Origin of the sequence: Microcystis sp. LE19-195.1E (genome assembly GCF_027532095.1) — a bacterium.
Lineage (GTDB): Bacteria > Cyanobacteriota > Cyanobacteriia > Cyanobacteriales > Microcystaceae > Microcystis > Microcystis aeruginosa.
The window spans coordinates 1-12,212 of the sequence record NZ_JAPZSZ010000281.1; the positions used below are offsets into that span (position 1 = coordinate 1).

General features: G+C 45.2%; 14 protein-coding genes. 9 read left to right on the top strand and 5 right to left on the bottom strand.

From position 1 onward, the window contains the following. The first annotated feature begins 228 nt into the window (after nucleotides 1-228). From cbiT to O9300_RS15730, 4 genes are all read left to right on the top strand, one after another. Nucleotides 229-819, top strand: a complete 591-nt coding sequence (cbiT, locus tag O9300_RS15715; protein WP_147072140.1) for a precorrin-6Y C5,15-methyltransferase subunit CbiT — start codon at nucleotides 229-231, stop codon at nucleotides 817-819. 42 nt (nucleotides 820-861) lie between these two features. After that, complete coding sequence (locus O9300_RS15720) at nucleotides 862-1,779, top strand: phosphatidate cytidylyltransferase (protein WP_287972659.1); 918 nt, start codon at nucleotides 862-864, stop codon at nucleotides 1,777-1,779. Nucleotides 1,780-1,833: 54 nt separating this feature from the next. Next, complete coding sequence (gene cobA / locus O9300_RS15725) at nucleotides 1,834-3,351, top strand: uroporphyrinogen-III C-methyltransferase (RefSeq protein ID WP_002796276.1); 1,518 nt, start codon at nucleotides 1,834-1,836, stop codon at nucleotides 3,349-3,351. Between the two features lie 78 nt (nucleotides 3,352-3,429). Further along, on the top strand, nucleotides 3,430-3,756 hold the full coding sequence (locus O9300_RS15730; RefSeq protein WP_147072146.1) for a hypothetical protein: 327 nt from the start codon (nucleotides 3,430-3,432) through the stop codon (nucleotides 3,754-3,756). A gap of 67 nt (nucleotides 3,757-3,823) precedes the next feature. Here O9300_RS15730 and O9300_RS15735 read toward each other — a convergent pair whose 3' ends face one another. The 5 genes from O9300_RS15735 to bchM all read right to left on the bottom strand — a co-directional run bounded on the left by O9300_RS15735 (nucleotide 3,824) and on the right by bchM (nucleotide 6,586). Beyond that, on the bottom strand, nucleotides 3,824-4,171 hold the full coding sequence (locus O9300_RS15735; protein ID WP_008200430.1) for a carbon dioxide-concentrating mechanism protein CcmK: 348 nt from the start codon (nucleotides 4,169-4,171) through the stop codon (nucleotides 3,824-3,826). A 104-nt stretch (nucleotides 4,172-4,275) separates the two neighbouring features. Further along, nucleotides 4,276-4,584 (bottom strand): carbon dioxide-concentrating mechanism protein CcmK, encoded by a 309-nt coding sequence (locus O9300_RS15740; protein WP_002732196.1) that lies wholly within the window; start codon nucleotides 4,582-4,584, stop codon nucleotides 4,276-4,278. 51 nt (nucleotides 4,585-4,635) lie between these two features. Next, nucleotides 4,636-5,130: a peptide-methionine (S)-S-oxide reductase MsrA gene (gene msrA / locus O9300_RS15745; protein WP_287972660.1), complete on the bottom strand. Its 495-nt coding sequence runs from the start codon at nucleotides 5,128-5,130 to the stop codon at nucleotides 4,636-4,638. Continuing rightward, entirely contained in the window at nucleotides 5,123-5,890 is a 768-nt protein-coding gene (gene panB, locus O9300_RS15750) for a 3-methyl-2-oxobutanoate hydroxymethyltransferase (protein ID WP_287730066.1), read from the bottom strand. Before panB ends, msrA begins: the two co-directional genes overlap by 8 nt. A gap of 3 nt (nucleotides 5,891-5,893) precedes the next feature. Continuing rightward, a complete protein-coding gene (gene bchM, locus O9300_RS15755; RefSeq protein ID WP_193959448.1) occupies nucleotides 5,894-6,586 on the bottom strand; it encodes a magnesium protoporphyrin IX methyltransferase in 693 nt (230 codons plus the stop codon). Between the two features lie 210 nt (nucleotides 6,587-6,796). On the opposite strand from bchM, the gene pyk reads away from it, so the two are divergent. From pyk to O9300_RS15780, 5 genes are all read left to right on the top strand, one after another. Continuing rightward, nucleotides 6,797-8,218 carry a pyruvate kinase gene (pyk, locus tag O9300_RS15760; protein WP_287972663.1) on the top strand — a complete coding sequence of 474 codons (1,422 nt, stop codon included), beginning with the start codon at nucleotides 6,797-6,799 and terminating at the stop codon, nucleotides 8,216-8,218. A gap of 241 nt (nucleotides 8,219-8,459) precedes the next feature. Then, nucleotides 8,460-9,257, top strand: a complete 798-nt coding sequence (modA, locus tag O9300_RS15765; RefSeq protein ID WP_287730069.1) for a molybdate ABC transporter substrate-binding protein — start codon at nucleotides 8,460-8,462, stop codon at nucleotides 9,255-9,257. Nucleotides 9,258-9,389: 132 nt separating this feature from the next. Beyond that, a complete protein-coding gene (gene modB / locus O9300_RS15770) occupies nucleotides 9,390-11,228 on the top strand; it encodes a molybdate ABC transporter permease subunit (protein WP_287730070.1) in 1,839 nt (612 codons plus the stop codon). A 118-nt stretch (nucleotides 11,229-11,346) separates the two neighbouring features. After that, nucleotides 11,347-11,799: a hypothetical protein gene (locus O9300_RS15775; RefSeq protein ID WP_287730072.1), complete on the top strand. Its 453-nt coding sequence runs from the start codon at nucleotides 11,347-11,349 to the stop codon at nucleotides 11,797-11,799. A gap of 245 nt (nucleotides 11,800-12,044) precedes the next feature. Then, the coding region (locus O9300_RS15780) for a zinc ribbon domain-containing protein (RefSeq protein ID WP_502846401.1) at nucleotides 12,045-12,212 on the top strand (168 nt) is incomplete at its 3' end.

Consider the following 12,212-nt stretch of genomic DNA (forward strand, 5'->3'; position numbering starts at 1 on the left):
ATCCCCGCTTGGGATTTACTTCGAGAAGCCCAAAATCGCTGAAACCCAGATAGATCAAGGAAAATCATCAATCGAGGTTAACCCTTTGTCCCGTAATGGTTTGAGCCTTTTTTGCTGACCGAAAACGCCTAAGTCCCACTAGAAAAGTCCCTGTTTACTTAATAAAGAAACTTGGACAAATTTATATAATAATGCTTGGTAGTGAAGCTTCTCAATAATTGATTCCCCATGACTTGGTTATATAAAACCCCCGGTATTCCCGATGAATTGTTTGAACGTTTGCCCGGGATTCCCTTGAGTAAACGCGAGGTGAGATTATTGATGATTTCCGCTTTGAGGTTAGGTGATGGGGGGGTTTTCTGGGATATCGGGGCGGGAACTGGCACTATTCCCGTTGAAATTGGCTTATTATGCCCCAATAGTCCGATTATTGCCATTGAAAGGGATGAAGAAGTGGCGAGTTTAATCCGCCGTAATTGCGATCGCTTCGGGGTAAAAAATGTTACGGTTTTTGAAGGCAGTGCTCCCGATTGTCTGCCCAATATATCCCTAGCACCGGATCGCGTCTGTATCGAGGGCGGCAAACCGATTAAATCGGTTCTGCAAGAAGTGTGGCAACACCTGAAACCCAACGGCCGCATCGTGGCTACGGCCAATAATTTAGAAACCCTCTATCAATTTTCCGAAGGCTTTTCTAATTTACAGGCGCGTAATATCGAGATTGTCCAAGCGGCAGTAAATCGCCTAGAAACTAGGGGTATTCAGCAAGTTTTTGCCGCCGTTGATCCCATGTTCATCCTGAGTGGCGATAAACTTTAATTGGGGATAACCTTCCATAAAGTTTTCTTAATCTATATAATTATGACAATGCCGCCTAACTTCTCTGGATTAACCATGCCTTGGCCACGCATTGTCAGCGCTATTTTTGCTATTGCCTTCGCACTGGGAATTATTATCGTTGGGGGTTGGTATTTCACCCTCGGCATCGGTGTTATCGTCTTTTTGGGACAATTGGAGTATTTTCGCTTAGTTCGCGCTAAAGGCATTGAACCGGCCGCTAAAACCACTCTCGTAGTTTCGCAATTATTACTACTGACGGCAACTATGGCAGCCCCCCTCACCGATGCCATGTTTCCCCTCGCTGGGGCGTTAATTTGTTTTTATCTGCTCTTTCAGCCAAAAATGGCGACAATTGCCGACATTTCCACCTCAATTCTCGGTCTGTTTTATGGTGGTTACTTACCTAGTTATTGGATTCGTTTACGGGTCGGTTTTTCTCCTGAAAGTAATCCTGTGGCTATGGCCAGTAACTTACCCCTGATGGGATATTGGCCAGAATCGTGGATGGAACCGAAATTATTCCCGGCCGCTTTGACGGTGACTTTTCTAGCTTTCGGTTGCATTTGGGCCGCCGATATCGGAGCTTATATCATGGGAAAATGGTTAGGTAAAACCATTTTATCGCTGATTAGTCCCAAAAAAACCGTGGAAGGTTCCTTTTTTGGCATTTTAGGCAGTATAGCGGTGGCCGAGTTGGGTGCTTGGTATTTAGATTGGCCCTATTGGCAGCTGACGGGCCTAATTTTGGGCTTATTAATTGGTATTGTCAGTTTATTGGGCGATTTGACCGAATCGATGATGAAACGCGATGCCGGGGTCAAGGATTCCGGGCAGTTAATCCCCGGTCACGGTGGTATCCTCGATCGCACTGATAGTTATGTCTTCACCGCTCCCCTAGTATATTATTTCGTCACTTTACTGCTGCCCTGGTTGCGCTAGTAATTTGTATCTTCTCCAAGTGCTAAATTAAAGATTAAACCCAAATTTGCGATTATGTCAGGAGTCGTCTATCCCCGGGGTAAAGTTTATCTTCTCGGTGCGGGAATCGGTCAGAGCAGTTTTCTCACCCTGCAAGCGCGAGCAATTTTAGCCACGGCCGAGGTTTTGCTGTATGATGCCCTAGTGGATAGTCAAATCTTCTCCCTCGTGCCGAAAACCTGTGTTTTAGTCGATGTGGGCAAACGGGGAGGACAACCCGGCGCCGAGCAAAATCAGATTAATCGGATATTGGTTAATTATTGTCAAGAGGGAAAACGAGTTATTCGGCTTAAAAGTGGTGATCCGGGGGTTTTTGGGCGAGTATATCCTGAAATGTTGGCCCTAAAGCGGGCTGGCTGTGATTTTGAACTGATAACTGGAATTTCCTCCGCTTTGGCCGCTCCTTTATTGGCCGGAATTCCCCTGACGGAAAAGGATATTAGTCGCTGTTTTGCGGTCTTGAGCGCTCACGATCCCGAGTCTCTCGATTGGTCAGCTTTAGCTAAAATTGATACGCTGGTGCTATTGATGGCCGGTCAGTCTTTAGGGCAAATTATCGAGAAATTATGCCAAAATGGGCGGAATATTCACGACTCGATCGCTATTATCCGCCAGGCGGGACGCAAGGATCAACAAATTTGGCGCGGCACTTTAGAAAATATTCTCGCTCAAACCGCCGGGGTGTCCCTCTCACCCTCTATTATGGTCATTGGTCAAGTTGTGGATCTGGCGATTATGTCCTCTCCCCCACCCCTAGGAGGTAAAACTATTGTTATTACCCGTGCCGCCGAGCAAACGAGTCAATTTAGCGAAATTTTGCAAAATCAAGGCGCAGAAGTTCTGGAAATGCCCGCTTTAGAGATTCGTCCCCCCGACCGTTGGCAAGGTTTAGACGATGCCATCGCTCAGTTACAAGAGTTTGATTGGCTGATTTTAACTTCTGCCAATGCTGTTAATTTTTTCTTTGATCGCTTGACATTTTGGGGAAAAGATGCTAGGGCTTTAGCAACCATAAAAATCGCCGTGGTGGGCAAAAAAACCAGCCAAGTTTTGCACTCACGGGGATTAAAAGCGGATTTTATCCCGGGGGATTTTGTCGCCGATGCCTTGGTAAACGAGTTTCCCGACCCGATTAGGGGGCAAAAATTCCTCTTTCCTCGCGTGGAAACGGGAGGCAGAGACATATTAGTTAAGGAATTAACGGCCAAAGCTGGTCAGGTGACGGAAGTGGCCGCATATTATTCCGGATGTCCGGCACGCATGGATAGTGGCATCTGGGAAGCGTTTCGAGATGGGAAAGTCGATATAGTCACCTTTGCCAGTTCCAAAACCGTCCAGAATTTTTATCGGTTATTGCTGCAAGAAACGGCAGAATTATCGGTTAATTCCCTATTAGAAAAAGTTTGTCTGGCTTCTATCGGTCCGCAAACTTCAAAAACCTGTCAAGAGTTATTTGGTCGTGTTGATATCGAGGCGCAAGAATACACCCTAGAAGGGTTGACTAGCGCTTTAATCGAGTCGAGTAAGACCTGAGATCCTCGCCGCCGTAAAACAGACGGCGATTCCCAAACCTGACGATAAACAAAGCCATAAAAATCTAGGAATCTCCCCATGAGTAACCCTATTATCATTGAAACTGACTTAAAAGATATTCTCGCTAAACTTGACAATCGGTTAGAGCGAATCGAAACAAAACTAGAAGTATTGCCGAAAATAGAGACCGAAGTTTCCCAACTCAAAGAAGATGTCAGAAACCTGAAGGGAATCGAAACAAAACTAGAAGTATTGCCGAAAATAGAGACCGAAGTTTCCCAAATCAAAGAAGATGTCAAAGACTTGAAAGAAAGGGCAACGGCTCAAATATGGGCTTTGATAGTCACTGTTATCGGTGCAACTGTTGCAGCAATTATCAAATTCGGTTTTCTGACTAAAACTTAAATCATCATCAAAAACTAAGTTGGAACTAGACAAGTTCCAACCAGTAACAAAAAATTGACCTTGAATATTAACGACGAATCGGTGCGATCGCACCGTCGGCGGCGGCGCGAAAAGGTTCCACTGCCTCGCTATAATCGATCGGTAAAATAGCCACCACGTTATCATGAGGACGGGGAATAATTACCCAGGTTTCTAAAGCTGCCCCCTCGGTTTTATTGACGGCTTCAATGCCGGCAGCCATAGCGGTTTTTACCTCCTGTACATCCCCACGAATATTGAGGGTAAAACGGGCGCTTCCTGCCCTTAAATAACCAACAATCGTGATCCGTCCTGCTTTTACCATCGCATCGGCGGCCGCTAGAATACCGGGGAAACCTTTGGTCTCGATCGATCCCACCGCGGGTTGGGCTGTCATAAATTAACTCCTAATAACAAAAATCAGATAAGTTTAATTGATAGAATCCAATCTATTTTCCAGTCTTTAACTATAGTCTAGTTTGGGGTAAATCGCTAGGGAAATTAACTGCGAAAACGGTCTGACTTAGGCGTATGCTGCACTGGTAAAACTGCCAGTACATTTTCTGGAGGATTCGGTACGATGTAATGACTGACCACATTACCACCAAAAGCGGTCATCGCCGCCGCTAATCCTGCCTCTACTGCTGGTTTAACCTCGGAAATCGGACCGCGAATCGCCACCAAAAATTCGCCCCTTTCCGCTAGATCAAAATAAACTAGGGTGACTCGTCCCCCTTTAACCATGGCATCCGCCGCCGCTAAAACGGGGGGAAAACCCAACGTTTGAATGACTCCGACCGCCTCGGGCATTTTTCCTGATCTCCTGCGAAAGCAACTTTACATTATACCCCGAACCTGTATTTATATTTTCTTCTGGAAATCCGCGACCGATCGAGCCTGTTTTTTCTCCAAATACTGTTGATGGGACTGATCGGCCAGATAATAATCTCCTGCGGGTTCGATCAAAGTAACGATATCCTGCTGAAACTTTCCCGATAGTTGTAGTTGACGCTTGCCAGCAGTGGCGATTAACTTTTGTTCCAGGGTGTGATAAAAAATAATCGATCGATATTGTTCTCCCCGGTCCGGTCCTTGGCGATTTAACTGAGTCGGATCATGGATTGACCAAAAAACGGCTAATAACGCCTCGTAGCTTATTTCGTGGGGATTATAGGCAATTTGTGCCACTTCCGCATGACCGGTAATTCGCGATAACACATCGAGATAACTAGGATTGGGGAAATTTCCCCCCATATAACCCACAGAAGTCGCTAAAACACCAGGTAAACGCCGAAATGCGTCCTCGGTTTTCCAAAAACAGCCGGCCCCAAAGGTAGCTTTTTCGCCGCTATTCATTTCTCCTCACATCCTTGGCAAATTCCACCACTGCTTTTGTAATTGTTTCGCTTAAATTAGCATAAACTTTGGCAAAAGGGGGAGCTTTTTCGGTTAATCCTAGGATATCCGCCGTTACCAACACCTGACCATCACAATCTTCCCCCGCACCGATACCAATCGTCGGGATAGTCAATTTATCGGTAATAGTAGCGGCTAAATTGGCGGGAATATGTTCCAAAACCAGGGCAAATACTCCCGCTTTCTCCAAGGCTAAAGCTTCCTCGATTAGTCTTTGTGCATCCGATGGAGTTTTTCCCTGCTGACGGTATCCTAACCGATGGACTGACTGGGGAGTTAATCCGATATGACCCATAACAGGGATGCCTATCTCGGTTAAACGGCTAATAGTCTCGATCATAGCGGGATAACCTCCCTCTAATTTTACCCCTTGCACTCCCGCTTCCTTTAACATCCTTCCGGCGGAGTGAATTGCCTGACTGACACTTTCCTGATAGCTGAGAAAAGGCAAATCACAGACAACTAAAGCTTGTTTTACCCCACGAGACACGGCCGCCGCGTGGTGAATCATCGCCTCTAGGGTGATCGGTAAAGTGGTAGGATAGCCCAAAGCGGTCATAGCCAAGGAATCACCTACCAAGATAATATCAATTCCTGCTTGATCGAGCAGTCGAGCGATCGGATAATCCCAAGCTGTGAGGGTGACAATCGCGCGTTTTTGCTGTTTCCACTCGATTAATTTGCTGGTGGTGACTGCCATTATTTATTCACTGCGGACAGCTTCGAGGATACGGGAAAAATAGAAACGAGTGCTAGTCATACTCGTCCGTTCAATTTTAAAGCCATTTTCGTTGAGAGCGGCGACAATAGTTTTTTCCTTGTGTTGATAGGCGCGAGTGGTTTTACTCGGACCGGGGAAAAATTGACCAATTTTCTTGAGAATGGTTAATAAACAGGTTTTAGGGGCAAAACTGAGGATTAAACGGGATTGAGCTAGGGATCCCAGGTGTTTAATCATGCCTAAGGCTTCTTCTGTGGGATAGTGAATGAGAACATCAAGACAGATGACCGTGTGATATTGGCCGGTTAATGCTTCTAAATCTTGAACGGTAAAGGTGAGTTTACCAGTATCTGCTAACTCTTTGGCCGCTCTTTCCTTAGCTTCTGTCACCATTTTCTCAGAAATATCACTGGCGAAAATAGTTGCGCCCGCTTTAGCGAGGGGAATACTAAGACTACCGACTCCACAACCAGCATCACAGATTGAGAGATTAGGCAAATTGTCATCACTTTCTAACCAACCGATAACGGTATCGAGCGTCTGTTGATGACCGATGCGAATATCTTTTTGTACTTTGTTAACTTCGCCATCCCCATAAATCCGGCGCCAGCGATCGAATCCTGTGGCGTTAAAATAGTCCTTGACTATGGCTTTATCGTCTAATGTGTTGGTCATAACGAAATCTAAACGAGCGGAGATGGTTATTAGTTTATCCTACCTTAAAGATATCAACGGTTGCTGCTGATAGCTGACTCCTGACGGCTAAGGAGAGGACTCGGAGCGATGGCAAGTCTGTGGAAAAGCTTAATTTGTTTTCCGCTTCACTTTTAGTTAACCTAAAGTGAATATCATGTAATCGTCCCAAGATTGATTAGTAAGGGTTCCATGTCAATTATTACCCATAGAACTAAGATCGTAGCCACGATCGGCCCTGCGAGTAATTCTCCAGAAGTCCTCAAGCAGATGATCGGTGCGGGGATGAATGTAGCGCGGCTAAACTTTTCCCACGGTAGCTACGAAGATCATGCGAGAGTTGTTACCCTTTTACGGCAAATTTCTCAAGAATTAGACAATCCTATCACTCTCCTGCAAGATTTACAAGGGCCGAAAATTCGCGTTGGTAATCTCCCCAATGGTTCCATTCCCATCAACGACGGCGATTATCTCACCCTTGTACCCATGGATGAGTATCGGGGAGAAGCGAACACCGTTTCGATCGATTATCCCTATCTGGCCGAGGAAGCCAAGTTAGGTGAGCAAATTCTCCTTGATGATGGCTTATTAGAGCTAAAAATCGTTGAAATTAACGGAAAAGACCTAAAATGTCAAGTGTTGGAGGGAGGAATTCTCAAAAGTCGCAAGGGAGTTAATCTACCCCGTCTCAATTTGCGCTTACCTTCCATGACCGAAAAAGACAAACAAGACCTAGAATTTGGTCTTTCTCAGGGGGTTGATTGGGTTTCCCTCAGTTTTGTTCGTAAAGGAGAAGATATCAAAGCGATTAAGGCATTTTTAGCCGAGAGAAATCATGCGGATATGCCAGTGATAGCTAAAATTGAAAAACCGCAAGCGATCGAAAATTTGGAGTCAATTATCGAGGAATGTGACGGAATTATGGTGGCCCGGGGCGATTTGGGGGTAGAATTAAGTGCCGAAAAAGTCCCCATGTTGCAAAAACGCATTATCAAACTCTGCAACATGAAAACTATTCCCGTCATCACTGCCACCCAGATGTTAGAAAGCATGATTAACAATCCCCGACCGACTCGGGCCGAGGCTAGTGATGTGGCTAATGCGATTATCGATGGAACCGATGCGGTGATGTTATCGGGGGAATCAGCAGTGGGAGATTTTCCCGTCAAAGCTGTGGCTATGTTGGCCAAAATCGCCCATGATGTGGAAGCGGATGTGAAGTTTGATAATGTTCCCCCCAATCAGTCCGATGAAACTCACGCTCTCAGTGAGGCTTTAGTGGCGATCGATCAAACCCTTGATCTCCGTTATATTGTCACTTTTACCACCTCCGGCTACACTTCGCTACTGGCTTCTAAGGAACGTCCCTCGGTTCCCGTCATTGCCATGACTCCCAATAAACGAGTCTATCACCGTCTCAACCTAGTCTGGGGTGTGATCCCGATTCTTCTTGATCATCAGGTGTCTGTCTTTGAGGATGTGTTAAAGCAAACGGAATCAATTCTACTTCAGAAAAATCTAGCGCAATCGGGCGATAAAATCCTGATTATGGCGGGAATTCCCATGCAGAAAACTAAAGGCACTAATTTCCTCAAAATTCACAGGATTCCCTAAGTTCTAGGAGTCGGGAGTCAGGAGACAGAAGACAGGAGACAGGAGACAGGAGACAGGAGATAGGAGATAGGAGATTATTTCTATTTATTCTCCCCACACCCCACACCCCACACCCTACACCCTACACCCTACACCCCACTTCCCCAAGAAAAACTTTTTGCCGCAAACCCTAGATACAGATTTCGGGCGGTGGATTGGTTGTGATAGATGTATAAATATCGATCGCTTGCTATCAATATTGATGAAAAGACGATATTTTCTGGCTTTTATCGGCTCAATTGCCCTTAGTTGCTTATTATCTCTAGGAATAAACCTTTTTTCATCTACTATCACCACCGCACAAACCCAGACAATTCTAGTTTCTGCCGCCGCTAGTCTCAAAGATGCCCTAGAAGAAATCAAGCCGGGGTTTGAAAAAGCCCATGGCAACATTAAAGTTAACTATAACTTTGGTGCGTCGGGGGCTTTGCAACAGCAAATTACACAAGGTGCGCCGGCCGATGTTTTCCTCTCGGCCGCGACTAAGCAAATGGACGCTTTAGCAAAAGCTGGTTTGATCGATACAAGCACCAGAAGAAAACTGCTCACTAATCGCCTAGTTTTAATCGTTCCCAAGAATTCCACCCTAAAAATCAGCGATTTTCGTTCCCTGACTAACAGTAATGTCCAAAGAATTGCCGTGGGTGAACCGCGCAGCGTTCCCGTCGGTCAGTACAGCGAAGAAGTTCTGAAAAATCTCGGCATTTTAGAGCAAATAAGACCAAAACTGGTCTTTGCCAACTCCGTCCGTAATGTTCTCGCCGCCGTAGAAACTGGTAACGCCGATGCTGGCATTGTTTACATCACCGATGCCAAAATTTCCGACCAAGTAAAAGTAGTGGCTACGGCTGCCAATAATCTCCATTCTCCGATTATTTACCCGATAGCTGTGATCAAGGCCAGTAAAAACCCGCAAGCTGCCAAGACTTTCGCCCAATATCTCACCAGGGCAGCCGCTAAAAACATTTTTGAAAAATTCGGCTTCGGAATAGCCAGATAATTTAGGGGAAGTGGGGTAGTGGGGAAGTGGGGAATTTCAACTAAAACCCCAACACTCCAACACCCCAACACTCCAAGACCCCAAAACCCCAAAACCCCAAAACCCCAAAACCCAACCCCTGACCCCTGAAAAATGCCCGACTTTTCCCCCCTATGGATATCCCTAAAAACCGCCACCATTGCCCTGATAATCATCTTTTTTCTCGGTATTGCCGCCGCTTATTGGATGTTAGGCTATCGCGGACGGTGGAAATCCCTAATCGAGGGAGTTTTCGTCGCACCCTTAATCTTGCCCCCGACGGTGGTAGGCTTCATTTTACTGCTCCTATTCGGCAAAAACGGACCCTTAGGACAGTTATTAGACTTATTTAACTTTCGCGTCGTTTTTACTTGGTATGCCGCCATTATCACCGCGACGGTGGTGGCTTTTCCCCTGATGTACAAAACCACCCTAGGGGCTTTTGAACAGGTGGATGCCAACATCCTACAGGTTGCCCGCACCCTAGGGGCATCGGAAGGGAAAATATTCTGGCGCGTACTTTTGCCCCTCTCCTTCCCCGGGGTATTAGCGGGATTAACCCTAGCTTTTGCCCGCGCTTTGGGGGAATTTGGGGCGACTTTGATGTTAGCGGGTAATATTCCGGGGCAAACTCAAACTATCCCGATGGCGATTTTCTTCGCTGTGGAAGCAGGAGCGATGACTGAGGCTTGGATATGGGTGTTTATTATCATATTAATCTCCCTATCGGGGATTATCGCCGTTAATCTCTGGCAAAGTCAACGCAAACAGCAATTAGGACGACCGGGAGAAAGCAAACCTAACGAGATGGAGGACTGGCTGCCACCCTGGGAGGGTCGGGATTTTGCCCTTTTAGAAGCTGAAAATCAGCATTATAGGGATAAAATAGGCTTATTTGTTGATATAGAGAAATATTTACCCGGTTTTAACCTCTCGGTAACTTTTAACTGCCAAAATCAGCCCCTAGGACTATTAGGGGCTTCGGGATCGGGAAAAAGCCTGATTTTGCGATCGCTGGCTGGTGTGGAAACGCCCTCAAGGGGTCGTATTGTCTTAAATGGGCGCATTCTCTTCGATTCCGAAAAGGGAATTAATCTCCCCAGTCGTCAGCGTCGTATCGGTTTTGTGGTGCAGAATTATGCCCTTTTTCCCCATCTCACCGTGGCAGAAAATATCGCTTTTAGTCTCCCCAAAAACTTATCTAAAAAAGTTATTAAACAGCAGATTGCCAACCAATTGGAATTAGTGCAGTTACCCGGCATGGAAAACCGTTATCCCCATCAATTATCGGGGGGACAACAGCAACGGGTCGCCATCGCTCGCGCTTTAGCTAGTCGTCCGGAAGCTTTATTATTAGATGAGCCTTTTTCTGCCCTTGATACCCATCTACGCGCTCAATTAGAACGTCAGATGATCAAAACTTTAAGTAATTACGATGGCGTGACAATTTTTGTTACCCACAATATGGATGAAGCCTATCGAATATGTGAGAATTTATTAGTTATGGAAAAAGGGCGGGCAATTGCTAATAATTCTAAACAGAAAATTTTTGAGCGACCAGATAGCGTTAGTTTGGCAAAAATTACTGGCTGTAAGAATTTTTCCCGTGCTGTAATTATTAATAATCAACAATTGGAGGCCATTGATTGGGATGTTAAATTACACACTGTTCCCGGGATTCCCGACTATTTAGCTCATACGGGAATTCGCGCCCATCAAATTATTTTTGGTCGAGATTTAGGCGATATTAATACTTTTCCCTGTTGGTTAGCTAATGCCATTGAAGGACCCCATCGGGTGACTCTCTATCTAAAACTTAATCAACCCTCCAACCACGACCGCGATTTTCATATCCAAGCAGAGTTATATAAGGATAAATGGTTAGAAATTAAGGAGCAAGCTTTGCCTTGGACTGTTACTTTATCTCCCCGGCGTTTATTATTATTAAAGTAATGGGTTAATTTTTCTCAAGTGCTGACAGATATAGAGCTTCTAAAATCCCAGACCATCCCGTTAAATACCCGCTCGTGTCATTGGTTAGTAAAAATGTTCTATATGGAGTTATAAAATCATGGCTAAAAAGGAATCTTGTGATTGGATAATGCGAGTGGATTTACACTTACCCACTCCTGATGAAATGCCAGATGAAATGTTAGAAATAGCAGCAGCAATCGCGTGGGTTAATTACCGAGTGGAGGGGCCAGGTTGTCTGTGGCTGATGGTTAATTCCTGCTGTGAACCTAAATTTATGTATCTGCCAGATATCAAGTTAAAACGAATTGCCGAAAGAGCGCATCCAGAGGTAGATATTTACGATCCAATTAACGAACTCCTGCTGTTAGTCAGTCCCAATTGGGAAATATTTCCGGGGGAATTAGTGGGAGATAATGAAACACATTTTTATTACCGAATTAACGTCAAAAAACGAGTAGGAAAATCCTGTGAAGATTGCTGGGAGGTTTGGGGAGAAAAGTTAGGAGAAGTTGGTCGAGAAGGAATGGTAAAAGTAGTGGAAGATGTCTAAAGTGTCGATTGAGTAATTGATTGCTCACCACAGAGACCCAGAGGACACAGAGTTTTTTAAGTAATTTTTCTGATTAATGAAATAGTGTTATATTGGTAGTTAGGATATGGGAAAAAGGCAAGGAAGCGGTAAGGATTTTGTGCTGTCCTTTGGGTGCGGGGTAAAAAATTAGAAGAAAAAGCCCGCAACCCCCTCAGAGGTATTTTAGAGGGCTACATTCCGCACTTCAGAAGGAGGTTCAAGTTATTGAAATAGTTTCAAAAGCCAACAAAAAAACTCAGTTGTATGGTGCGGAGTTAATCGTAGCTGATAGATGGTTCCCCAGTAGCAAAATCTGTTCCAATTGTGGATACAAAAAAGAGTCTCTATCTTTATCCGAAAGAGTTTTTGATTGTGAACAATGCTCTTTTGTT

What these genes read in the sequence shown, in the direction of transcription:
- O9300_RS15720 (WP_287972659.1), top strand. Translation starts at nt 862, where the DNA reads ATGACAATGCCGCCTAACTTCTCTGGATTAACCATGCCTTGGCCACGC.
- O9300_RS15740 (WP_002732196.1), bottom strand. Translation starts at nt 4,584, where the DNA reads ATGCCCGAGGCGGTCGGAGTCATTCAAACGTTGGGTTTTCCCCCCGTT.
- panB (WP_287730066.1), bottom strand. Translation starts at nt 5,890, where the DNA reads ATGGCAGTCACCACCAGCAAATTAATCGAGTGGAAACAGCAAAAACGC.
- msrA (WP_287972660.1), bottom strand. Translation starts at nt 5,130, where the DNA reads ATGAATAGCGGCGAAAAAGCTACCTTTGGGGCCGGCTGTTTTTGGAAA.
- O9300_RS15775 (WP_287730072.1), top strand. Translation starts at nt 11,347, where the DNA reads ATGGCTAAAAAGGAATCTTGTGATTGGATAATGCGAGTGGATTTACAC.
- pyk (WP_287972663.1), top strand. Translation starts at nt 6,797, where the DNA reads ATGTCAATTATTACCCATAGAACTAAGATCGTAGCCACGATCGGCCCT.
- O9300_RS15730 (WP_147072146.1), top strand. Translation starts at nt 3,430, where the DNA reads ATGAGTAACCCTATTATCATTGAAACTGACTTAAAAGATATTCTCGCT.
- bchM (WP_193959448.1), bottom strand. Translation starts at nt 6,586, where the DNA reads ATGACCAACACATTAGACGATAAAGCCATAGTCAAGGACTATTTTAAC.
- cobA (WP_002796276.1), top strand. Translation starts at nt 1,834, where the DNA reads ATGTCAGGAGTCGTCTATCCCCGGGGTAAAGTTTATCTTCTCGGTGCG.
- O9300_RS15735 (WP_008200430.1), bottom strand. Translation starts at nt 4,171, where the DNA reads ATGACAGCCCAACCCGCGGTGGGATCGATCGAGACCAAAGGTTTCCCC.
- cbiT (WP_147072140.1), top strand. Translation starts at nt 229, where the DNA reads ATGACTTGGTTATATAAAACCCCCGGTATTCCCGATGAATTGTTTGAA.
- modA (WP_287730069.1), top strand. Translation starts at nt 8,460, where the DNA reads ATGAAAAGACGATATTTTCTGGCTTTTATCGGCTCAATTGCCCTTAGT.
- modB (WP_287730070.1), top strand. Translation starts at nt 9,390, where the DNA reads ATGCCCGACTTTTCCCCCCTATGGATATCCCTAAAAACCGCCACCATT.